Source organism: Hydrogenophilus hirschii (assembly GCF_054656675.1).
The window spans coordinates 147979-170633 of record NZ_BAAHXQ010000002.1 but is presented as its reverse complement, the minus strand read 5'-3'; the positions used below and the strand labels follow the sequence as shown (position 1 = coordinate 170633).

The following is a 22655-nucleotide window of genomic DNA, read 5'->3' as shown; positions in this document are numbered from 1 at the left end:
GATGCGATCCGCGCTTCCTCCGCCAGATGCCACCCAAGCGACCGCCCCGTGGCAAGCGGTCAAGCAGCTGCTCAAACACCTCTGGCGGTATCGCGTGCGCGTCCTCTTGGGCTTTGTCGCGCTCATCGCCGCGAAAGTGGCGCTCGTCGCCAATCCTGTGCTATTCAAAGCGATCGTGGACGCCCTGGCCCCAACCCCACCGCAACCGGCGTTTTGGGTCGCGCCCGCTGCGCTCGTCGTCGCGTACGGCATCGCGCGCACCGGAGTCTCGCTCTTCACCGAATTGCGCGAAATCCTCTTTGCGCGCGTGATCCAACGCATCAGCCGTCAGTTGTCGCTCGCCGTCTTCAACCATCTGCACGCGTTGTCGCTACGCTTTCATCTCGAACGGCAAACCGGTGCGATCACCCGTGACATCGAACGGGGCACACGCGCGATCGGCACACTCATCAACTTCACCATCTACTCGATCGCGCCGACGCTCGTCGAGATCGCGCTGGTCCTCACCCTCCTCTTCAGCCAATACGACGCCCGCTTCGGGACGATCGTCGCGGCAACCCTCGCACTCTATATCCTCTTTACCGTGATCGTCACCAACTGGCGCACCGTCTTGCGACGCCACCTCAACCGGCTCGACGCGCAGACCCATACCCGCGCGGTCGATGCGCTGCTCAATTACGAGACCGTGAAATACTTCAACAACGAAGCGTGGGAGGCGGCGCGTTACGACCGGGATCTCGCGCAATGGCAAGAGGCGGCGATCAAAAACCAATATTCGCTCTCGGCGCTCAACCTCGGCCAGGCGCTGATCATCGCCACTGGCGTCACCCTGTTGCTGCTGCAGGCGATCGCGCGCGTTAAAGCCGGTACGATGACCGTGGGCGACCTCGTCCTCATCAACGGCCTGATGCTGCAACTCTACATGCCGCTCAACTTCCTGGGTGTGGTCTATCGCGAAATCCGGCAAAGCCTCGTCGATCTCGAACGCCTCTTCGCACTCTTTACCGTTCCGCCCGAAGTGCGCGACCCCGACCACCCCGTGCCGTTGCCCGAAGGCCCCCTTACGGTCACCTTCGACGGCGTCTCGTTCGCCTACGACCCCCGCCGACCGATCCTCCACGACGTCACCTTCACGATCCCGGCAGGGAAAACCGTCGCGGTCGTCGGCAGTTCCGGGAGCGGCAAATCGACCCTCGTGCGGCTCCTCTTTCGCTTCTACGACGTGCAGACGGGCGCAGTGCGGGTTGGCGGCGTCGACGTGCGGCACCTCGCGCAAGCCGAGTTGCGGCGCGCGATCGGCATCGTCCCGCAAGATACCGTGCTCTTCAACGACACGCTCGAATACAACATCCGCTACGGAAACCCCGCAGCAAGCGACGACGCGCTCTGGGGGGCGATTCGTGCCGCCCGCCTCGACGCGCTGGTGGCGCGCCTTCCGGACGGACTGCAGACCGTGGTCGGCGAACGGGGGCTCAAGCTCTCCGGCGGTGAAAAGCAGCGCGTCGCGATCGCCCGCGTCCTCCTCAAAAACCCGCGCATCCTGGTGCTCGACGAAGCGACCTCGGCGCTCGACAGCCAAACCGAACGGGAAATCCAAGCAGAACTCGCCACCGCACGCGCCGGCCGCACCACGCTGATGATCGCACACCGCCTCTCCACCGTGCGCGACGCCGACGAAATCCTGGTCTTGGAACACGGCCGCATCGTCGAACGAGGCACCCACGAAACGCTTTTGGCGCACAATGGCCGTTACGCCGAGCTGTGGTGGCGGCAAAGCCGTAGCGAAGGGCGACCCGTCGCGATCGACCCCTCCCCCGCCCATTTCGAGGAAGCGCGGTCATGAGCGCGAAAGCGGCGCGTTCCCATTGGCGCATCTGGTTAGCGCTTTTCTTTGCCTTCTATCGCGGTGAAACGGCGTGGCGCGCTTGGACCGTCACCGTAGGGCTCATCGTCCTTACCGTCGCGCAGGTGCTGCTTGCCGTTGCGCTCAACCATTTCATGCGCCTGCTCTTCGACGCATTCGAAAACCGGGCGCTCACGCAGCTTCCCGAACTGATCTGGCGCTTCGCGGCGCTCTTGATCGCGATCGTTGCCGTCACCAGCGCCCACCTGTGGATCAAACGGGCATGGCAACTTGCTTGGCGTCAGTTCCTTACCGAACGGTTCATCGCCCATTGGCTCGACAAGGGCCATTACCACCGGCTCCGCCACTTGACGGACGCCGCGGACAACCCCGACGCCCGAATCGCCGAAGACGCGCGGATCGCGACCGAAGTAGCGATCGAGCTCTTTCACTCCCTTCTCTACTCGTTGCTGTCGATCACCCTCTTTGCCGACATCCTGTGGCAAATCACCCTCGACCTCGACTACGGCCCACCTGGGATGATGATTCTCCTTGCGCTGCTCTACGCTGGAACGGGGAGTGGTATCGGTTGGCTCCTCGGCCTTCCTCTCACCCATGCCACCGATCGGCTGCAGAGCCGCGAAGCCGACTTCCGTTTCGCGCTCGCGCACGTCCGAGAAAAATCGGAAGCGATCGCGATCGCGCGTGGCGAGCACCACGAACGGCAATTGGCCGCTCGCCTTTTTGCATGGCTTGCGCAAGCGTGGCGGGCACAGACCCGCGGTTACCTGGGAATCGTCACCTTTTCGACCGCATACGGGACGCTCCTTCCGGTTTTCCCCCTTTTGGTGCTCGCTACCCCCTATATCTTGGGAACGATTTCGCTCGGTCTTTTGATGCAGGCAGCACAGGCATTCGAACGACTCACCAGCGCCCTTTCCTGGCCGATCGACAACCAAGGGGAGATCGCGCGTTGCCGCGCTTCGATCGAGCGGCTCACCCATCTCTGGGAGAACCTCCAACAGCTCGACAAACAGGATCGAATCTGCCCTCTCGACGCACCGTGCGTGCGTGCAGCCGCCGTCTCGGCTCTGACGGTCGAACACCTCACGCTCACCACTCTGGGTGGTCAGACCCTCCTTGCCGATTTTTCCGCGACCGCACCTCCCCATCGCCTTACCGTCTGGAAGGTACCGGAAGAGGGGAAACTCCCGTTGATGAAATCGCTTGCCGGTCTCTGGTCATGGGGAAGCGGTCGGATTCTCTATCCGGAAGGAGAGACGGTCGCGATCTTGCCGATCCGCCCTTACCTGCCGGAGGGCACGCTCCTTGCGGCACTCACCTATCCGAACGAACCGACGCCGAGCACGCGCGCCGCACTCGAAGCGGCGCTCAGGGACTTACATCTCGAGCCTTTTGTTCCTCGGCTGGAACAACGCGAAGATTGGAACCGGACATTGCCCCCCGTCAAACAGCGACAGCTTGCCCTCGTTCGCTTGGTACGCACCCCTGCGGCATGGTGGGTGGTCGAGTGCGACCACTGGCCCGACCCGCTGGTCCTCGAAGCGCTCGCGTACACTCGCCGCACCCTCGAGAAAACGCCTGGCGTCGTGATCGTCACGGCGCACGTATCGGCATCTGAGGCACGCAACGCAACGGAGACGCTACCGGATGCCCCCACTGACCCAGGCGACGTTCGCTCCTAGTCGAGCGATGGGTAGGCGTTCGCAGCGAACGACGGGGGCAGCCACCCACGTTCCACCGCGGCACGAAACGACCACGCCGGTGTTGTCTCGGTCTTGTAGTTCCAGAAACACCAACCATCGTAGCGTTCGAACGCCAGGAGCTGGGTCGCGGCAAACGCGCGTATCGCCACCTCCTGCTGGAACGGGTCGAGGTGTTCGAGCGGATGGTTGAACGGCCCTTCGGCCCAAAGCGAGACCACCTCGAGGTCGAGCCCCAAGCTCCACTCGCCGCAGATCGTCGGCAGCTGCAAGGTTGCCCGGATTGCATCGGCCTCTTGGCGCAGATCGACCGCCGTCTTGCGCAGATGTTCGAAAATATCGGCGTCGAGGTCTTCGCGGGTAAAGCACTGATAGCGGTGGACGTCGAACCAGACGTTCTGATATTCGGGCGCGGGAAGTGCCCCCAGGTATTCACGCCAATCGCGAAAACCGTCGTGGAACATCACCGCGGCCCGTTCCGGCGGTAGGTGGCGGCGCACCGCGTCATAGGCGCGGCGGTAATAGTCAAGCAAAATCGCCGTCGGAACATCCCAGCGCGGTTCGTTCAAAAGCTCGATCCCCCAGAGCGCGCGGCTTGCCCGGTAGCGCTCAGCGATCCGACCCAACAGCTCGACCGAAAAATCGATGTATTCCGTTTGGGTGTGCCATTCACAGACATCGAGCATCCCGCCGTTGTCAAAGCCGTTTTGGCACCCCGGCGCGGCGTGCAGATCCAACAGTACCTTGAGCCCATAGGTTTCGGCCCACACGAGCGCCTGGTCGATCACCTCGATTCCGCCCGGAACGAACGGAAAGGGATTCTCCCCATATTTCGGGTGATAAGGGTACGGTGGCCCCATCACCCAGTGGCCGAAGGGAATGCGCACGAGATCGATCCCCCGTTCGGCCAGCCAAGCAAAATCGTCACGGGTAATCCAGCTTGCCCAGTGCGCCCGCAGCCGCTCCGAGGCAGCCGGACCCAGCTCCACACACCAGGTGGTTTCGTCGGTTGCCGCAAGCCCCACAAAGAGGCTTGGCACCATCCACTTTTCGAGCACCAACCACGAACCGAGATTCACCCCCCGCAGCGTCGCCATCACGCCCTCCTTTCTTCACTCTTCTACGCGACGCACCATCCGTTGCGCCCCTTTTCGCAGTGTGCCGCCAAAAGCCGCACCTTCCCACCGAACCATTTGCGTTATCATTGTAGCGTCGGAATTGCCCAGAAGAACCCAAAAACGGTGACGGTGACCGCAACCTCGTCCCATCCAACCCGCTCCGCACCGCCCGCTGCTCAGATCCCACGCTGGTGGCACGACGCCGTGATCTACACCGTCTGGGTGCGGAGCTTCGCCGATGGGAATGGCGACGGGATTGGCGACCTTCAGGGGCTCATCACCCGTCTCGATGCGCTCGCGTGGCTAGGAGTCGATACCCTCTGGCTCACCCCGATCCACCCTTCCCCCAACGCCGATTTTGGCTACGACGTCACCGATTACTGCGCGATCCACCCCGATTTCGGCACGCTCGCCGACTTCGATACGCTGGTCGCTGAACTGCACCGCCGCGGCATGCGGCTGGTGCTCGATCTGGTGATCAACCACACGAGCTGCGACCACCCCTGGTTTCGCGCAGCCGAACGGGGCGAAGCCCCCTACCGGGAGTGGTACTACTGGCGCGACGCGCCCAACGACTGGGAAGCGATTTTTGGCGGCTCCGCGTGGTCGTGGAGCGAAACCGCGCAGCAGTACTACCTCCACCTCTTCCTGCCACAACAACCGGACCTCAATTGGGAAAATTCCGAAGTACGCGCAGCGCTTGCCGAAATCGCCCGCTTCTGGCTCGACCGCGGCGTCGACGGCTTTCGTTTCGATGCGCTCACCGTCCTCAAAAAAGCGCCGGGGCTACCGTCGGTCGCTCCAACAGGGGGGGAGCCGCGCTGCTTGGCCGCCCCAGAGGCCGAGGCATCTGCCGGTGCCGCCGCACCCCCCTCCGAAAATAGGCACCCTCTGCCTCAGCCCGCCTGGAGCCATTTCCTCGCCCAACCCGGTCTCGAAGCGCTTTTTGCCGATTTCGTGCGCCGCGCCGGACTCACCCGTGACCACTTGACACTCGGGGAAGCCAACGGTCTGCCCGTCGAGCGCGCCGCGCCGTGGATCGCCGAACCCAACGGGCTGTTGTCGTTTCTGTTGCACTTCGAACTCTGGCACATCGACCGCCCCACGGCGCAAGGGGGCACGACGCTCGATACCGTCGCCTTTTCCGAAAGCTGCGTGCGCTGGTGGCAAACCGCACGGGCGCTGGGAACACGCCCCGCCCTCTACCTCGAAAACCATGACCTGCCGCGCGTCGTTTCGCGCTGGGCGGACGATCGTGATCCCGACGCCACGCGACGCGCCGCGAAAGCCTTCGCGGCGGCGCAACTGCTCCAACCGGCGGTGCCGATCCTCTACCAGGGACAAGAGTTGGGTCTGCCGAACGCACGGCTCACCCACTGGGCGCAAATCCACGACCGTGCCGCAGAGCCGACGATCGCCGCGTTGCGCGCCAAAGGGGAGACAGACAGTACGATTCTCGCCGCGCTGAGCCGCACCGGCCGCGACGCGGTGCGCACACCGTACCCGTGGGACGCCACCCAACCTTTCGGCGGTTTCTCCCCAGCCCCACCATGGACGCCGCTTCCCCCGGAGCACCTGCCGCTTGCCTGGCAACAGCAGTACGAAGACCCCCATTCCACGCTTCACTGGTACCGACACCTGATTCATCGGCGGCGACAACGAAACCAAGGAGTAACGCCGTGAGTTCCGCACCCGATCGCCTCACCCACGCGCCACCCGACGCCACGCCCCATCTGGTCTGGATCGCCACCGGCGGCACCATCGCCGGAGCGGGCGTAGGCCACACCTATACCGCTGGCGCGATCGCTGCCGAAACGCTCGCCGCCCGGTGGCGGGTTACCTCGTCCCTTCCCGTGCGCGTACGCACCCCTTACCAAATCGATTCGAAAGAGGCTACCCCCGAAACGTGGCAACAGTTGCACAAGGCCGTCACTGCGGCACTCGCCACCCCTGGCTGTTGCGGCATCCTCATCACCCATGGCACCGACACACTCGAAGAGAGCGCGGCGCTGTTGGCGCTCACCCTCGCCCCGTCGATCCCGGTCGTTCTCACCGGTGCGATGCGTCCCGCCGACGATCCGGAGTCCGATGGTGAAGCCAATTTCCGCGCTGCGCTCGCAATCGCTGCCGATCGGGCAACCCCACCCGGCGTCTGGGTTGCGTTCGCGGGCAAAATTTTCCCTGCGCTCGGCGTGCGCAAAACGCACACCTGCGCGCGCGATGCCTTCGCTGCAGTCGAACCGCTTGAAACCGCCACCACCGAACCCGCGCACACGCCAGCCCCCGCATCGGCCCGCAGCGCCCACCGCATCCCTCCAGATTCCTTGCCGCTACCGCTTCCCGCCGATTGGCCCGCTGTGCCGCTGCTCTCCTGCACCGCATGGGACGACGCCGTGCTTCTCAACGCGGCCGTGCCGGCGGCGGCTGCGTTCGTCCTGCTCTGCCCGGGTCATGGAAGCGTCCCCACGCGTTGGTACGAATCGATCCGCGCCGCGACCGCCTCCGGTACGCCCATCATCCGCGCGAGCCGCTGCAGTTTCGGCCCCGTGCTTCCCCGCCCGATCGACGCCGAACTGGGCACCTGGCCTGCTGGGATCCTCAGCGCCGCACAGGCGCGCGTCGCCGCCGCGTTGGTCACGAACGCAACCCCGCTACCTGAAGCACGCGACGCGCTTTGGCGTGCGATTGCCGCCGGAACCGTTCCGTACGCGTCCTGCCCTGCGCCTCATCACGCGGCGAACCCACCATGAGCGAAAACGAAGCGCAAAAAACGCCGCAAGCGACGTTTCTCGTCGCCGACATCGGCGGCACCCACAACCGGTGGCAACGGCTTCGTCTCGACGGCGCACACCTGCACGTAGACACGACCTGGATCGGACGCAACGACGATGCCGCGACCTTTCACGAAGCGTGGCAGCGGGCGCTGACAGCACTCCCCGTCACCGAACCCCTTTCCCAGGTCGTGATCGCAGCCGCGGGGCCCGTACACGACGCAACGATCACACTCACGAACCGTCCCACCTGGCGCATCGACGCGGCAACGCTCAGCCGCGTGCTCGGCGCACCCGTTACCCTGCTCAACGACTTCGCCGCGCAAGCCTACGGGCTGCTCACGGTCACCGATGCCGAATGCGAACGGCTCGGCAACCCGTCTGAGCTTGCAGCAACGGCACCGATCGCACCGGAAACCAGCGCTGCGTCCGCGCCACGCTCGCCTCAAGCGACGGTTCCCCAACCCGGTGAACGGCCGCTCGCAGTGATCGGCCCGGGAACCGGGCTCGGGATCGCGTTCTTGTGGCAACCGGCGCGTACACCGGCACCCCTCGTCCTTTCGACAGAAGCGGGCAATCTGCGCCTACCGCTTCTGCCCGAACTGGCGACTCACTGGCCAGCGATCGCGGCAGACGCGCCGGCGCAACAACCCTATTGGGAATGGCTCCTTTCCGGCCCGGGACTCATGCGACTCCATCAGTTCCTCAACGGCGCGACGCTCGCGCCCGAAGCGATCGTCGCCGCCGCGCACGCGGACCCGGAAAGTGCCGCCGCCCACACCGTTACCCTCTTTTCCCGCTTACTGGCCCATTTCGCCGCCGAAGCCACGCTGATGGCGTGGGCGACTCAGGGCGTCGTGCTGGTCGGTAGCCTCGCGAACGCGATCGCGCCGTGGCTGCGGCGGCGAGAATGGCATGACGCGTTCCTGAGCGGTCCACGCTACCGCGACGCGCTCGCCGCAACCCCGCTTTGGCTCGTGCATGCGAGCGACTTGGGGCTACGCGGTGCGGCATATGTTGCGTTTCGCCAGGCACGCGCGGCGCGCTGACCACCAACCGAGCGCTACGCCTCGATCAACGCGCGAATGTGCGCCCCGGCCGAACGGGCGAGCGAACTCATCACGTACCCCCCTTCGAGCATCGAGACGATCGGCGCGGCCCCTCCGGTGATCTCGCGCAGCAAGCGCACCAACTCATGGGTGGCCCACGCGTAATCGCCTTCGCGCAGTGCCAATGAACCCATGTCGTCTTCCAGATGGGAGTCGAACCCAGCAGAGATCAAAAGCAGCTGTGGCTGATGCGCGCGAATCGCCGGCAACCAAAGGTCGGTCACCACTTGACGGAATTCGTCACTGCCCGAACGCGCAGGCAGCGGCACATTGACCATGTGCGGTGGCGGGTTCTCGGTTCCCGAATAGGGATAAAACGGATGCTGGAAGATGCTCACCATCTGCACGCGCGGGTCGTCGCGAAAGATTTCCTCGGTCCCGTTGCCGTGATGGACGTCCCAATCGACGATCGTCACCCGCTCAAGGCCGTGGTGCGCGAGCGCGTGTGCCGCAGCAACCGCAATGTTGTTGAAGAAACAGAACCCCATCGCGCGGGCACGCCCCGCGTGGTGTCCCGGCGGACGCACCAAACAAAAGGCGTTTCCCACCTCGCCGCCGAGCACGAGGTCCACGGCGAGCACCCCTGCACCGGCGGCGCGTTGCGCGGCAACCAGCGTATCGGGGTTCATCGCGGTATCGGGGTCAAGGTGCACCAGCCCGGTGAGCGGCGCGCTCGCCCACAGTTCGTCGAGATACGCGGGGTCATGGACCCGCTCGAGCGCTTCCCGCGTCACCAGCGGCGCCTCATAGGGCACCAGATAGGGGTCTAGACCCTGCGCGATCAGATGGTCGTGAATCGCACTCAAACGCCGCGGGCATTCCGGGTGGTGGCTCCCCATCTCGTGCCGCGCGCAATCCGGATGGGTAATCAGCGCCGTCATCGTCATCCTTCCCTCCCTTTTGCTCTCTTTTTCGTTATCGGACTGGCAAGCTCTGTCAAGAGGTCAACATCTCGTCCGGTCGCACCCCCGATTGCCGCGCGATCCGGCGCAAACGGCGAATCGCCTCCATCTGGATCTGCCGCACCCGCTCCCGCGTCAAGCCGACCTCTTCCGCGAGCTCCTCCAGCGTAGCCGGATCGCGTCCGTCCAAGCCAAAACGGCGGGTCACGATGTAGGCGTAACGGGTGGGCAGCGTATCGAGCCAGCGCCGGATCACCTCGGTCACCTCGCGTTGCGCGATCACCGTTTCGGGCTGAGCGTCGGGTTCGTCGGGCAGATTGTCGACCCATTGCCGTTTGTCGTCGTCGCCCAACGACTCGTCGAGCGAACGCGGCGTCATCCCAACTGCTTGCAGCGAATGGAGATCGGCAAGCGCGATCCCGAGCGCTTCGGCCAATTCGCCATCGCCCGATTCCTCCCCTTGCCTCGCGCGCTCTGCCGCGCGCATCTGGCCAAGACGGCGGTGGATGTGGGTGGGCAACCGAACGGTTCGACTTTGACTGATCACCGCCCGTTCGATCGCCTGCCGAATCCACCAGGTTGCGTAGGTCGAGAAGCGAAAACCGCGTTCCGGGTCATATTTTTCCAGCGCATGCATCAACCCCAGGTTGCCCTCTTCGATGAGATCGAGGAAGGGCACCCCGCGATGTTGATAGTGTTTGGCGATGCTCACCACGAGCCGCAAATTGCTTTCGATCATCTGCTGCCGCGCCGCTTTGTCCCCAGCTTTCGCGCGGCGGGCAAGCGCCAACTCTTCCTGTGGCGCCAAGAGGCTGATCGAGCCGATCGCCTCCAAGTAGCGGTGCGCCAGATCGGAGAAGAGTTCGTCGTCGAACCGCTCCTCGGTGTCATCCACGCACGCGTCGGCCACCGACGTCTCGGAATCGAAATCCGGCGCGTCGTCGAACGCCGCCGAGGTATCGCCGTCCAAAGGCGTTTCGCTGGGTTCGTTCCCTTGCGCCCTGTCGACGTCGGACGCGTGGGTCTTCTGTGGTTCGGTTTTCGTCGTTTTCGTGCGCCCCATCACACCTCCCTCCGATCGTCGCGGAGCGACCATTCGGTCACGATTTGGGTAACACGGTCTCCGGGTCGATCGCTTTACCCGCGCGGCGGATCTGGAAGTGGAGTTTCGGCCGATCGGCATTACCGCTTTTCCCCATCCGCGCGATGATCTGGCCCCGTTTGACCGTATCGCCTTCTTTCACGACTACCTTGTCGTTGTGGGCATAGACCGAGACGTAGTCGTTTGCATGTTGCAGGATCACGATCAGCCCGAACCCCTCGATCCCTTCGCCGACGTACGAGACCGTCCCGTCCATCGCCGCATAGACCGGATCGCCCACGTTGCCGCCGATATCGACCCCTTTACGAATTTTGCCGTCGAACGGCGCAAGCACCGGACCACGCGCTGGCCACGTCCAACCGCTGGCGCTCGCCGGTGGTATCGGCGCGGGTTGCCCCGTGGTAGTTGCGGTGCCGCTCTCTGGCGTACCGACCGGAGCCGTAGCCGTGAGCGGCGGCGCACTCAAACGCCCGCCAGTGGCAACACCGGTCGAAGAAGAGGTGGATCCGCCCGGCATCCCCGCACCACCCTGCGCATCCGGCCCAGTCGCTGTCGTGCTCGGCGTGCCCACAGGGAAAACCTGAACGCCCGTTGCCCCCCCACTTGGCGTCGCCCCCGGACGCAACCGCAGCTGCTGTCCAACGAAGATGCGATCCGGGTCGCTCAAGCCGTTCAACTGCACCAACGTTTCAGGCGCGACACCATAGCGGCGGGCAATCGCAAAGAGCGTCTCACCGGGTGCGACTTGATGGAATTCGGGGAGCGACGCCGCCCCCACGCTTCCCCCGCCAACCGTCGGTGCGGTTGACGCCCCGCTACTGCGGTCGACCACCGGGGATTTCACCGGTGTTGCACACCCAGCGAGCACGACCATCGCCACCGTCGCCCACAATCCGACTCGCATCGCAATCCGTTCCCTCATGTCCGTTCTCCTATTCCACGCCGGCAACGAGCGGCACGAACCGCACCGGCTCTACGGTTTCTGCCACCCACTGCCCATTTTTCTGCTGCCAGACCGTCAACCACTGCGCCGTCTCGTCCCCCATCGGCGCAACGATCCGGCCGTGGGGCTCCAGCTGTTCGAACCACGCCGCAGGAGGCTTCGCGCACGCTGCCGCAACGAGGATCGCGTCGAACGGCGCCGCTTCCGGTAACCCCACGGCGCCATCTCCCCACTTCAGGCGCACGTGGGCGAACCGAAACGGCCGCAGGTTGGCTTTCGCTTGTTCGAACAGCGCCTGGATCCGCTCCACGCCGAACACCTCGGGGACCAAATGGGCCAACAGGGCCGTTTGATACCCACACCCCACCCCGATCTCGAGCACCTTGTTCGGCTGCGGCGGGACGAGGAGCAGTTCCAACATCCGTGCGACGATATAGGGTTGTGAGATGGTTTGTCGATGTCCGATCGGCAACGCGACATTCGCATACGCTTGGTATTGAAGCGCGACATCGACGAACCGGTGGCGCGGCACTTGACGCATCGCGTCGAGCACGCGCGCGTTACGAATCCCTTCGGCTGCCAATTGCTGCACCAGCGCGTCGCGTTGGCGGCGAAACGGCGCATCGCCACGCTCCGTTTCGTTCGCTTCCTGCCAACGCAACTGATGGGCCATGGGCTGCTTCCTTACGCCAGCCACGCGCGCAGCGCGTCGATGCCCTCGTAATCGGTGAGGTCGATCTGCAGCGGCGTCACCGAAACGTAGCCCTGTTCCACCGCATGGAAATCGGTACCCGGTCCGGCGTCGGCCGCTCCGCCTGCTGGGCCAATCCAATAGACGGTTTCGCCTCGCGGATTGGTTCCTTTGATGAGCGGCTCCGCCTTGTGGCGCCGCCCCAGCCGCGTCACTTCGATCCCTTTGATCGCCTCGAGCGGCAAGTCGGGAACATTGACGTTCAAAAGCACCCGACCCAACGGGTTCGTTTGTGCCCGCGCCACCAACTGGGCGGCAATCGCCGCAGCCGCCACGAACGACTGCGGATTCTTACTCACCAGTGAGATCGCCAACGAAGGCACCCCGAGCAGATACCCTTCCATCGCAGCGGCGACGGTCCCCGAATAGATGGTATCGTCGCCCATGTTCGCCCCGAGGTTGATCCCGGAAACGACCATATCCGGAACGACGTCGAGCATGCCGGTGACCGCCAAATGGACGCAGTCGCTCGGTGTGCCGTTGACGAACCAGAACCCGTTGGGTGCGCGCCGCAGCATGAGCGGACGGTCGAGGGTGAGGGAGTTACTTGCGCCACTGCGGTCGCGCTCCGGAGCGACCACCGTCACCTCGCCGTACGCACGCAGTGCTTGTGCCAATGCTTCGATACCCGGGGAAAAATAGCCGTCGTCGTTACTGATCAGGATCCGCATCGCGCTCTCGAATCAGGGAAAAGGCCCTTCTTTCGGGAATCTTACCATAGGCGCTCAGCGCGCAATGAGCCGCTCGAGCATCCATTGGGCCGCAGCAAACCCCATCGCCCCGGTCACGGTGACCACCGAACCGTATCCGGCACACGCCAGTCCCGCAGCCGCGTCACAGGCAGCGCCGCGCACCATCGGTTCGTCGCTGAAAACGACCTTCACGCCCATTTTGCGCGGCGCGCGGGGAAAACCGTAGAGGCGCCGCAGGCGGCTGCGCACCTTCGCAAGCAACGGATCTTGGATCGCCGACGCGAGATCGGCACAGCGAATCCGCGTCGGGTCGCGTTTGCCGCCGGCAGCGCCCGCTAGGATCAACGGGGTGCCGCTTTCCCGCGCCCAACAGGCAAGGGCAACCTTCGCCTTGCCGTCGTCGGTCGCATCGATCACGCCATCGGGCGCCTCGGCAAGGAGCGTTGCGACGTTTTCCGGGGTCACGAACGCATCGACCGGACGCACGTCAAGCTCAGGCGCAATCTGAGCAAAACGTTCGGCAAGCGCCGTCACTTTGGCCATCCCGCAGGTGGTGCGCAGCGCCTGTACCTGTCGGTTGAGGTTACTTTCGACGACCACGTCCATGTCGATGAGCGTGAGGCGTCCCACGCCGCTACGCGCCAACGCCTCGGCAGCCCACGAACCGACACCGCCCAGACCGACCACCACAACGTGCGCCGCGGTGAGTCGCGCCAAGCCGTCGGTGCCAAAGAGATTTGCGAGCGCCGTCAGACGGCGCGGGAGGTCCGATCGCGCCAAATGCCCAACCCCTGCGCGTTCAATTCGAGATCCCACGCGAGGAACTCGAGTAACATCTCGCCGGTAAGCGGCCACCCTTGGCGTTCCCCCTCTTCGAGCATCAACGCCCGCAGCCCCTCCAAGATCTCGAGGTGACGCGTCGTCCCCTCGCCGCGCGCCGAACGCGCGATCCCGACGTACGCATCGACCAGGCGGTTGTGTTCCGCAACCAGACGCGCCACTTCGGTCACCCCGCCAAAATGGGTGAGGTACGCCTTTTCCGGCGCGAGCGCAGCGATGCGGTTCGTCGTCGCCACGAGCGCATCCGGGTCGAACTCGCTTGGCGTCGTGGTCGGGATCACCGTCGGACGCCCCTCGACGTCGAGCTCCCGGTACGACAACCCCAACGTGTCGCCCGTAAATACGATCCGCACCGTTTCATCCCAATAAAAGAGGTGATGGCGCGCGTGTCCCGGCGCGTCGAACGCCACGATGGTGTGATCGCCAACGGTGAATCGCTGCCCCTCCGTTGCCGGGATCACCCGCTCTTCGGGCACGGGCATCAGGTAACCGTAGAGCGCAAAGGCTTGCGCTTCACCGTAGACGGCACACGTTGCCTGCCACAGGCGCGAAGGGTCGATCAGATGGCGCGCGCCGCGCGGATGGACCACCACCTGCGCGTTGGGAAGCGCAGCCAACAACTGCCCCGTCCCCCCCGCATGGTCGAGGTGGATATGGGTGAGAAAAAGATAACGGACCGCTTCCGGCGCGATTCCGCTTCTGGCCAGAGTTTCCAGGTAACGCGGCAACGCGCTATTGACGCCCGTATCGAAGAACGCCGCTTCGTTTCCCGCTGCCAAGAGATAGACTGCAGCGAGATTGGAGCGAAGATAACCGGTATCGATCGTGGCAACGCCACGATCGTCCCACACCACCGTTTCGGACATAATCGTCAGAACGGGATATCGTCGTCGGCAAAGCCATTATCGACGAACGGCGCCGCCGCGGCACTGGGCGCGCCAGACGGTTGCGCAGCCGGAGCTGCCGCCGGTTGCATCGGCACATCGCCTTCGCTGCCCCCGCGCGAACCCAGCATTTTGAAGGTATCGCCACGGATTTCGGTCGTATAACGCTCTTGTCCGTTCTGGTCCGTCCATTTGCGCGTGCGGATCGACCCCTCGACATAGACTGGCGAGCCTTTGCGCAGATACTGCGCGGCGACCTCCGCCTGCCGCCCGAAGAAGACGACGCGGTGCCACTCGGTCTGCTCGCGCATCTCGCCGGTCTGCTTGTCACGCCACCGTTCCGACGTCGCCACGGAGAGATTCACCACCGGCTCGCCGCTGGGCAGATACCGCGTTTCGGGATCGCGCCCGAGATTACCGACCAGAATGACTTTATTGACCGATGCCATGATTTGCCTCCTCGATGCCCTCTGCCGGGGGAGAGAGCCGTTGCGCGGAAGCATACCACAAAACCCCTGCCAGGGCGCAGGCAAGGAAGAGCGCACCACGCCCCCAGTGTTGCGCTACCCAACCGCCGAATGCTCCGCCCGCGAAAAGCCCCAACGACTGCAGCGTGTTATAGACCCCCAACGCTGCCCCTTTGTATCGCGGTGGTGCCACTTTCGAAATCCACGACGGCTGGGTCGCTTCGAGCACGTTGAACGCGACGAAAAAAAGCGTGAGCGCTACACCCAACGACCACAGGCCGCTGCGGTCCGGGAAAAAGGCCAACAGGGCGAACCCCAGTTGCACTGCGACCAGCAACAGAACCGCCCCCCGATAGACCGCAGCGATTTTCCCCCGCTTCTCGGCAAGGATCACCAGCGGCACCATCACGAGCAACGCGACCACCACCGCGACCGCATAGACCTGCCAGTGGGCCGATACCGGCAACCCAGCCTGTGCGACCAACAGGGCGGGAACGACTACCCACATCGCCATCTGGACGAAGTGCAGGCAAAAGACACCGAAATCGAGACGCAGCAAGCGGGAATCCCGTAATACGACCGCAAACCCCCGGCGTTCCGCTTCCCCGTGCGGCGCACCGTGCGTTGAGGCTGGCGGCGGATTGGGCACCCCACGCGCAACCATCACGAGCGCCAGCACCCCCATCACCGCGGTGAGGAGAAAGATGCCGCGCATCCCGACCACTCCGTAGAGCCACGGCGCCACCGCCAGCGACCCCGCAAACGCCAACCCGATCGACGCCCCGATCATCGCCATCGCGCGCGTGCGAAACGTGGGCGAGGTCAAATCGGCGACGAGAGCGGTCACTGCGGACGAAATCGCTCCAGCTCCCTGAATGGCGCGGGCCGCAACCAGCCAGTGCACGGTCGGCGCCCACGCCGCCAACAACCCACCGAGCACGAACAGCACCAACCCAAGATAGATGATCGGTTTGCGCCCCCAACGGTCGGATGCCCAACCAAGCGGCAACAAGAGAAGTGCCTGGGTCAATCCATACACCCCCAACGCCAAACCGACCGTCGACGCCGAATCGCCGCCCGGCAAAAGGCGGGCGTAGTCGGCAAGCACCGGTAGCACCAGAAAGAGTCCAACCATGCGCAGCGCAAATACCCCCGCCAGGCGAACTGCGACCTTTCGTTCGTCTTGCGTATCCGTCATCACCCCTCCACAAATGACAAGGGCGCCCCTTTTCCCGCAAAGGATGGGCGCCCTCACCGAAGACCCTGAAGAACGGGATCAGCGCGGCAGGATCGACGTTCCCATCAGCGCCTCGTCGACGGCCCGCGCGCACTGCCGACCTTCGCGAATCGCCCAGACCACGAGCGATTGTCCGCGGCGGCAGTCCCCCGCGACGAAGACACCAGGTACGTTCGTTGCGTAGGCGTTGGGCCCATCGGTTGCCGCAGCCGCGTTGCCGCGCGCGTCCTTTTCGATCCCGAACGCATCGAGGAGTTCCTGCGCCGGATGGACGAACCCCATCGCCAAAAAGACGAGATCGGCAGGCAGTTCGAATTCGCTGTCGGGAATCTCGACCGGCTTACCGCTCGACCAGTCGAGCCGCGCCAAGCGAATCGCTCGCACGCGCCCCTGCTCGTCCCCTAGGAACGCTTTGGTCATCACCGCCCATTCACGGACGACCCGCCCCTCTTCGTGCGAGGTCGAGGTCCGCAATTTATGCGGCCAATAGGGCCAAGTAATGAGTTTGGCTTCTTTTTCCGGCGGTTTGGGCAGCAGCTCGAGCTGGGTGACCGAAAGCGCCCCTTGACGCAGACTCGTCCCGGTACAGTCGGCGCCGGTATCCCCGCCACCGATCACGATCACGTGCTTGCCTTTGGCGTCGATGGGATTGGGTTGATCCCCCGCGACCGCTTTGTTTTGCGGCGTAAGGAACTTCATCGCGAAATGGATGCCCGCAAGCGTCCGCCCCGGCACGTCGAGATCGCGCGGCACTTCCGACCCGACCGCAAGGACCACGGCGTCGAACTGCGCCCGCAATTCTTCTGGAGTGATCGACTCGGTGGCGTCGTCGTTCACCGCTTCGGGCAACGGCGGCCCCACCCGCACGCGGGTGCGAAACACCACCCCTTCTGCCTCCATCTGCGCGATCCGGCGGTCGATCTGCCACTTTTCGAGTTTGAAGTCGGGGATCCCGTAGCGCAGCAGCCCCCCGATGCGGTCGCTCTTTTCGAACACGGTGACGCTGTGTCCGGCGCGCGCCAACTGTTGGGCACACGCCAGCCCTGCCGGGCCCGAGCCGACCACCGCGATCTGCTTTCCGGTCTTTTCACGCGCCGGTTCCGGAACGATCCAGCCGTGTTCCCAACCAGTATCGGCGATATACCGCTCGATCGATTTGATGCCGACGGGGTTGTCCTCGAGGTTGAGCGTGCAGGCCGCCTCGCACGGTGCCGGACAGATGCGACCGGTGAATTCCGGGAAGTTGTTGGTGCTGTGCAGAACCGTCACCGCCTCGCGGACGTTACCGCGATAGACGAGGTCGTTCCAGTCAGGGATGAGGTTGTTCACCGGGCAGCCGTTGTTGCAGAACGGGATCCCACAATCCATGCACCGCGCCCCCTGAATCTTCGCCTGTTCGTCGGTGAGGCGATGCACGAACTCTTTGAACGATTTGACCCGCACCTCGGGCGCTTCGTACGCCTCGGAAATGCGCGCAAATTCCAGAAAACCGGTTGGTTTACCCATCGTTGTTTTCCCTTATCGATCAAGCGGACTGCGTTTCCCGTGCCTGCGCCATCTCGCCGAGTGCGCGACGGTATTCGTGCGGGAAGACCTTGACGAAACGGCTCCGCCAGTGACTCCAGTGGGCCAAGATCTCTTTCGCGCGGCGGCTGCCCGTGAAATGGGCATGCCGCTCGATCAACCCTTTGAGGATCAATTCGTCACCCATCGTCAGGTGGTCGATCGCGACGAACCCGTGCGACTCGAGCTCTGGGCCGCAGTCACACTCGGCGCGCGCAGCGATCTCGTCCGGCAACGGTTCCAGCGCCACCATCGCGAGGTTACACCGCTCCGCAAACGTGCCATCCTCGTCGAGGACGTAAGCGATGCCACCGGACATCCCGGCGGCGAAGTTGCGTCCGGTGCGCCCCAAAACGACCACTGTACCCCCGGTCATATATTCGCAGCCGTGATCGCCCACCCCTTCGACGACCGCGACGGCGCCCGAATTCCGCACCGCGAAACGCTCACCGGCAACGCCACAGAAATAGGCTTCCCCTTCGATCGCCCCGTAGAGCACCGTATTCCCAACGATGATGTTTTGGGTCGGTTCTCCCCGGAACTCGGGCGACGGACGCACGATCACGCGACCGCCCGAAAGCCCTTTACCCACGTAGTCGTTCGCTTCACCGATGAGATCGAAGGTGATCCCGCGCGCGAGGAACGCCGCGAAGCTCTGGCCCGCGGTGCCGCGCAACGTCACGTGGATCGTATCGTTCGGCAGCCCTTTGTGGCCGTAGCGCTTCGCCACCTCCCCGGAGAGCATCGCCCCGACGGTACGGTTGACGTTGCGCACCGGCAGGTCGATGCGCACGGCGTCGCCCCGCGTCAGCGCCGGTTGCGCCTCGCGGATCAACTGATGGTCGAGCGCTTTCTCGAGCCCATGATCCTGCGTTTCGCAGTGATAATGGGGGGTTTCGCCGTAGCCCTTGGGCTTGGCGAGGATGCGCGAAAAGTCGAGCCCTTTCGCTTTCCAATGGTCGATCGCCGGGCGCATCTCGAGGAGTTCGTGCGCTCGACCGATAAGCTCGTCGAAGCGGCGCACCCCGAGCTCGCTCATCAACTGCCGTACCTCTTCGGCGACGAAGAAGAAGTAGTTGATCACGTGCTCGGGTTGGCCGACGAATCGGCGGCGCAGTTCCGGGTCTTGCGTTGCCACCCCCACCGGACAGGTGTTCAAGTGGCACTTACGCATCATGATGCACCCTTCGGCAACCAACGGCGCGGTGGCAAAGCCGAATTCGTCGGCACCCAAAAGCGCCCCGATCACCACGTCGCGCCCCGTCTTCATCTGACCGTCCACTTGCAGCCGCACCCGACCGCGCAAGCGGTTGCGCACCAACGTCTGCTGCGTTTCCGCAAGCCCCAGTTCCCACGGTGTCCCGGCATGTTTGATCGACGAAAGAGGCGACGCGCCGGTGCCGCCGTCGTGCCCGGCGATCACGATGTGGTCGGCTTTTGCCTTCGCCACACCCGCTGCAACGGTGCCTACCCCCACTTCGGAGACCAGTTTCACCGAGATCGACGCGTTCGGATTGACGTTCTTGAGGTCATGGATGAGCTGCGCCAGATCCTCGATCGAATAGATGTCGTGGTGCGGCGGCGGCGAAATCAATCCGACCCCTGGCACCGAGTGGCGCAGGAAGCCGATGTACTCGGAGACTTTGTGCCCCGGCAGTTGCCCGCCTTCGCCCGGCTTGGCCCCTTGCGCCATCTTGATCTGGATCTGGTCGGCATTCACCAAGTATTCGGTGGTCACTCCAAAGCGGCCTGACGCCACCTGCTTGATCGCAGAGCGCAGGCTATCCCCCGCTTTGAGCGGAATATCCCGCACGACGCGGTCTTTGCCGAGCACTTCCGCGAGTGTCGTGTCGCGCGTGATCGGGGCAAACCGCGCCGGGTCCTCCCCACCCTCGCCGGTGTTCGATTTCCCGCCGATGCGGTTCATCGCGATCGCAAGCGTGGTGTGCGCCTCGGTCGAAATCGAACCGAGCGACATCGCGCCGGTTGCGAACCGTTTGACGATTTCGCTCGCTGGCTCCACTTCGTCGAGGGGCACCGGCTCGGCCGCTTTCTTGAACTGGAAGAGCCCGCGCAAGGTCATCAGCCGCTTCGACTGATCGTTGATGATCTTCGCGTATTCGGCATAGGTTTCGAACTCGCCGGTGCGCACCGCGTGTTGCATCTTCGCGATCGCATCCGGCGTCCACATGTGCTCTTCGCCACGATGGCGCCACGCGTACTCGCCGCCGACGTCGAGCATCTTTTCGAGCGTCAGATCCTTGCCGTACGCCGCTTGGTGCATGCGGATCGCCTCTTCCATGATCGTGAAGAGGTCGATTCCCTCCACCTGACTGACCGTCCCGGTGAAGTATTTGTCACACACCGCTTGCTGGATCCCCACCGCCTCGAAGATTTGCGCCCCGGTATAGGACATGTAGGTGGAGATCCCCATCTTCGACATCACCTTCATCAGGCCTTTGCCTACCGCCTTGATGAAGTGCTGGATGTATTTCGCTTCGAGCGCTTCGTCGCCATTGGCGAGCTCTTTGAGCGTCATGAGCGCCAGGTAGGGATGCACCGCCTCGGCACCGTACCCGGCCAAAACCGCGAAGTGGTGGACTTCACGCGCCGATCCGGTTTCGACCACCAACCCGGTGCGGGTGCGCAACCCTTTGTTCACCAGGTGCTGATGCACCGCCGAGAGTCCAAGAAGCGCCGGCACCGCGACCCGCTCGCGGTCGACTTTGCGGTCCGAAAGGACCAGGATGTTGTAGCCATTGAGCACCGCATCCTCGGCTTGCGCCTGCAGCGACGCCAAGAACGCTTCGACCGCCTCTTTGCCCCAGGAAACGGGGTAGGTGAGGTCGAGCTCGAAGCTCTTGAAGCGGCCGTCGGTGAAACGGGCGATCTCACGCACCTTCGCCATCGCGGCAAAATCGAGCACCGGCTGCGGCACTTCGAGCCGGTACGGCGGGTTGATCTCGTTGAGTTCGAGGATATTGGGCTTCGGCCCGATGAACGAAACCAGCGACATCACCAACTGTTCGCGAATCGGGTCGATCGGTGGGTTGGTCACCTGCGCGAACAGTTGCCGGAAGTAGTGGTAGAGTGGCTTCGGTCGGTTCGAGAGCACCTCGAGCGGCGCGTCGTTGCCCATCGACCCGACCGCCTCTTCACCCGTTTTCGCCATCGGCTCAAGGATGAATTTCAGGTCCTCGTGGGTATAACCGAACGCCTGTTGCAGATCGAGGATCGGCTGTTTGCTCAAACCCGCCGCGATCGACGACGCGCCGGGCACCGGCAACGAGTCGATGTGGATGTTGATCCGCTCCAACCACTCGCGATACGGTTTGGCGTTGGCAAGCGTCGTCTTCAACTCTTCGTCTTCGATGATTCGCCCTTGCGCCATGTCGATGAGGAACATCCGCCCCGGCTGTAGCCGCCATTTGCGCACGATCCGCTCTTCGGGGATCGGCAAGACTCCGGCTTCAGAAGCCATCACCACGACGTCGTCGTCAGTGATCAGATAGCGCGCTGGCCGCAACCCGTTGCGGTCGAGCGTCGCACCGATCTGGCGACCGTCGGTGAAGGCCACCGCGGCAGGGCCGTCCCACGGCTCCATCATCGCTGCGTGGTATTCATAGAACGCACGCCGACGCGGGTCCATTCTGGTATGCGCTTCCCATGCCTCTGGGATCAGCATCATCATCGCGTGGGCGAGCGAATAACCGGCCATCACCAGGAGTTCCAGCGCGTTGTCGAACGACGCCGAATCGGACTGTCCGGGATAGATGATCGGCCAGAGCTTCTCCAGGTCGTGCCCCAAGAGCGTAGAAGAGACTCCGCGTTCGCGCGCGCGCATCCAGTTGTAGTTGCCGCGTAGCGTATTGATCTCGCCGTTGTGGGCGATGAAGCGGAACGGGTGCGCCAACCGCCATTCCGGGAAAGTATTGGTCGAGAAACGCTGATGCACCAACGCCAACGCCGATTCGCAGCGTGGATCGACGAGATCCCGGTAGTACTCGCCCACTTGATGCGCCAACAGTTGCCCCTTATAGACGACGGTGCGCGCCGAGAACGACGGGACGTAGAACTCTTTGGCGTGTTCGAGCTTGAGCGACAGGATCGCGTTCGCCGCGCGGCGACGGATCACGTAAAGCTTGCGCTCAAGCGCATCGGTCACCATCACGTTGGGGCCGCGTCCGATGAAGAGCTGGCGAATCACCGGCTCTTTCGCCTTCACCGCGGGCGACATCGGCATTTCGTGATTGACCGGGACGTCACGCCATCCGAGCACCACCTGCCCTTCCGCGACGACAGCGCGCTCGAGCGCCTCTTCACAGGCACGGCGTGCAGCGGGCTCCTTGGGCAGGAAAATCATTCCGACGCCGTACTCTCCCGCCGGCGGCAAGGTCACCCCTTGCTTCGCCATCTCTTCGCGGTAGAGGCGATCGGGAATTTGGATCAGAATGCCTGCGCCATCGCCTTGCAGCGGATCGGCGCCCACCGCGCCGCGGTGATCGAGATTCTTGAGGATCTCGAGCCCTTGCAAGATGAATTCATGGCGTTTCTCACCGCGGATGTGGGCGACGAAACCCACCCCACAGGCGTCGTGTTCGAGATGCGGGCGGTAGAGCCCTTCTTTCCAATCGTGCTCGGACATCGTGCTTCCTTCTGAGTGCGGATCGAGCCAAAAGACGGACAAACCAATCTATTTTAGCGCAATC

Annotated in this window: 16 protein-coding genes and 1 pseudogene; 5 read left to right on the top strand and 12 right to left on the bottom strand. The window is 63.9% G+C overall.

The genetic code is table 11. From position 1 onward, the window contains the following. Window position 1: 1 nt before the first annotated feature. A complete protein-coding gene (locus ACYQ4Z_RS07905; protein ID WP_459860604.1) occupies window positions 2-1843 on the top strand; it encodes an ABCB family ABC transporter ATP-binding protein/permease in 1842 nt (613 codons plus the stop codon). Then, a complete protein-coding gene (locus tag ACYQ4Z_RS07900; RefSeq protein WP_459860603.1) occupies window positions 1840-3549 on the top strand; it encodes an ABC transporter ATP-binding protein/permease in 1710 nt (569 codons plus the stop codon). The genes ACYQ4Z_RS07905 and ACYQ4Z_RS07900 overlap by 4 nt, the downstream gene beginning before the upstream one ends. Here the strand turns inward: ACYQ4Z_RS07900 and ACYQ4Z_RS07895 are convergent. Continuing rightward, window positions 3546-4664 (bottom strand): glycoside hydrolase family 5 protein, encoded by a 1119-nt coding sequence (locus ACYQ4Z_RS07895; protein ID WP_459860601.1) that lies wholly within the window; start codon window positions 4662-4664, stop codon window positions 3546-3548. The two genes, ACYQ4Z_RS07900 and ACYQ4Z_RS07895, sit on opposite strands and share 4 nt — an antisense overlap. Window positions 4665-4814: 150 nt before the next feature. On the opposite strand from ACYQ4Z_RS07895, the gene ACYQ4Z_RS07890 reads away from it, so the two are divergent. The 3 genes from ACYQ4Z_RS07890 to ACYQ4Z_RS07880 are packed head-to-tail and all read left to right on the top strand — an operon-like array spanning window position 4815 to window position 8505. Further along, window positions 4815-6368 (top strand): alpha-amylase family glycosyl hydrolase, encoded by a 1554-nt coding sequence (locus tag ACYQ4Z_RS07890; protein WP_459860599.1) that lies wholly within the window; start codon window positions 4815-4817, stop codon window positions 6366-6368. Beyond that, window positions 6365-7435 carry an asparaginase domain-containing protein gene (locus tag ACYQ4Z_RS07885; protein WP_459860597.1) on the top strand — a complete coding sequence of 357 codons (1071 nt, stop codon included), beginning with the start codon at window positions 6365-6367 and terminating at the stop codon, window positions 7433-7435. The genes ACYQ4Z_RS07890 and ACYQ4Z_RS07885 overlap by 4 nt, the downstream gene beginning before the upstream one ends. Continuing rightward, complete coding sequence (locus ACYQ4Z_RS07880; protein ID WP_119335740.1) at window positions 7432-8505, top strand: glucokinase; 1074 nt, start codon at window positions 7432-7434, stop codon at window positions 8503-8505. The genes ACYQ4Z_RS07885 and ACYQ4Z_RS07880 overlap by 4 nt, the downstream gene beginning before the upstream one ends. A gap of 14 nt (window positions 8506-8519) precedes the next feature. Here the strand turns inward: ACYQ4Z_RS07880 and ACYQ4Z_RS07875 are convergent, their stop codons facing one another. The 11 genes and pseudogenes from ACYQ4Z_RS07875 to ACYQ4Z_RS07825 all read right to left on the bottom strand — a co-directional run. Continuing rightward, window positions 8520-9452 carry a histone deacetylase family protein gene (locus ACYQ4Z_RS07875; RefSeq protein ID WP_285614646.1) on the bottom strand — a complete coding sequence of 311 codons (933 nt, stop codon included), beginning with the start codon at window positions 9450-9452 and terminating at the stop codon, window positions 8520-8522. Window positions 9453-9501: 49 nt separating this feature from the next. Then, window positions 9502-10530 (bottom strand): sigma-70 family RNA polymerase sigma factor, encoded by a 1029-nt coding sequence (locus tag ACYQ4Z_RS07870; protein WP_459860594.1) that lies wholly within the window; start codon window positions 10528-10530, stop codon window positions 9502-9504. A 37-nt stretch (window positions 10531-10567) separates the two neighbouring features. Then, window positions 10568-11491 (bottom strand): peptidoglycan DD-metalloendopeptidase family protein, encoded by a 924-nt coding sequence (locus tag ACYQ4Z_RS07865; RefSeq protein ID WP_459860592.1) that lies wholly within the window; start codon window positions 11489-11491, stop codon window positions 10568-10570. Between the two features lie 10 nt (window positions 11492-11501). Beyond that, window positions 11502-12185, bottom strand: coding sequence for a protein-L-isoaspartate(D-aspartate) O-methyltransferase (locus tag ACYQ4Z_RS07860; protein ID WP_459860590.1), 684 nt, complete (start codon window positions 12183-12185; stop codon window positions 11502-11504). A gap of 11 nt (window positions 12186-12196) precedes the next feature. Next, window positions 12197-12934, bottom strand: coding sequence for a 5'/3'-nucleotidase SurE (surE, locus tag ACYQ4Z_RS07855; RefSeq protein ID WP_219972115.1), 738 nt, complete (start codon window positions 12932-12934; stop codon window positions 12197-12199). A 54-nt stretch (window positions 12935-12988) separates the two neighbouring features. Next, window positions 12989-13735: a tRNA threonylcarbamoyladenosine dehydratase gene (locus ACYQ4Z_RS07850; RefSeq protein ID WP_219972114.1), complete on the bottom strand. Its 747-nt coding sequence runs from the start codon at window positions 13733-13735 to the stop codon at window positions 12989-12991. Next, window positions 13705-14661 carry an MBL fold metallo-hydrolase gene (locus ACYQ4Z_RS07845; RefSeq protein ID WP_219972113.1) on the bottom strand — a complete coding sequence of 319 codons (957 nt, stop codon included), beginning with the start codon at window positions 14659-14661 and terminating at the stop codon, window positions 13705-13707. Before ACYQ4Z_RS07845 ends, ACYQ4Z_RS07850 begins: the two co-directional genes overlap by 31 nt. Before the next feature lie 5 nt (window positions 14662-14666). Continuing rightward, window positions 14667-15128 carry a single-stranded DNA-binding protein gene (ssb, locus tag ACYQ4Z_RS07840; RefSeq protein WP_219972112.1) on the bottom strand — a complete coding sequence of 154 codons (462 nt, stop codon included), beginning with the start codon at window positions 15126-15128 and terminating at the stop codon, window positions 14667-14669. Continuing rightward, window positions 15112-16344 (bottom strand): MFS transporter, encoded by a 1233-nt coding sequence (locus ACYQ4Z_RS07835; RefSeq protein ID WP_459860587.1) that lies wholly within the window; start codon window positions 16342-16344, stop codon window positions 15112-15114. Before ACYQ4Z_RS07835 ends, ssb begins: the two co-directional genes overlap by 17 nt. Window positions 16345-16422: 78 nt before the next feature. Then, window positions 16423-17889 carry a glutamate synthase subunit beta gene (locus ACYQ4Z_RS07830; RefSeq protein WP_219972110.1) on the bottom strand — a complete coding sequence of 489 codons (1467 nt, stop codon included), beginning with the start codon at window positions 17887-17889 and terminating at the stop codon, window positions 16423-16425. A 291-nt stretch (window positions 17890-18180) separates the two neighbouring features. Further along, window positions 18181-22591: pseudogene (locus ACYQ4Z_RS07825) on the bottom strand (glutamate synthase-related protein); the annotation flags it as partial. Window positions 22592-22655: the final 64 nt, after the last annotated feature.

Coding starts and splice junctions, on each gene's coding strand:
- ACYQ4Z_RS07905 (WP_459860604.1), top strand. CDS start 2: ATGCGATCCGCGCTTCCTCCGCCAGATGCCACCCAAGCGACCGCCCCG.
- ACYQ4Z_RS07900 (WP_459860603.1), top strand. CDS start 1,840: ATGAGCGCGAAAGCGGCGCGTTCCCATTGGCGCATCTGGTTAGCGCTT.
- ACYQ4Z_RS07895 (WP_459860601.1), bottom strand. CDS start 4,664: ATGGCGACGCTGCGGGGGGTGAATCTCGGTTCGTGGTTGGTGCTCGAA.
- ACYQ4Z_RS07880 (WP_119335740.1), top strand. CDS start 7,432: ATGAGCGAAAACGAAGCGCAAAAAACGCCGCAAGCGACGTTTCTCGTC.
- ACYQ4Z_RS07875 (WP_285614646.1), bottom strand. CDS start 9,452: ATGACGATGACGGCGCTGATTACCCATCCGGATTGCGCGCGGCACGAG.
- ACYQ4Z_RS07870 (WP_459860594.1), bottom strand. CDS start 10,530: ATGGGGCGCACGAAAACGACGAAAACCGAACCACAGAAGACCCACGCG.
- ACYQ4Z_RS07865 (WP_459860592.1), bottom strand. CDS start 11,491: ATGAGGGAACGGATTGCGATGCGAGTCGGATTGTGGGCGACGGTGGCG.
- ACYQ4Z_RS07860 (WP_459860590.1), bottom strand. CDS start 12,185: ATGGCCCATCAGTTGCGTTGGCAGGAAGCGAACGAAACGGAGCGTGGC.
- surE (WP_219972115.1), bottom strand. CDS start 12,934: ATGCGGATCCTGATCAGTAACGACGACGGCTATTTTTCCCCGGGTATC.
- ACYQ4Z_RS07845 (WP_219972113.1), bottom strand. CDS start 14,661: ATGTCCGAAACGGTGGTGTGGGACGATCGTGGCGTTGCCACGATCGAT.
- ssb (WP_219972112.1), bottom strand. CDS start 15,128: ATGGCATCGGTCAATAAAGTCATTCTGGTCGGTAATCTCGGGCGCGAT.
- ACYQ4Z_RS07835 (WP_459860587.1), bottom strand. CDS start 16,344: ATGACGGATACGCAAGACGAACGAAAGGTCGCAGTTCGCCTGGCGGGG.
- ACYQ4Z_RS07830 (WP_219972110.1), bottom strand. CDS start 17,889: ATGGGTAAACCAACCGGTTTTCTGGAATTTGCGCGCATTTCCGAGGCG.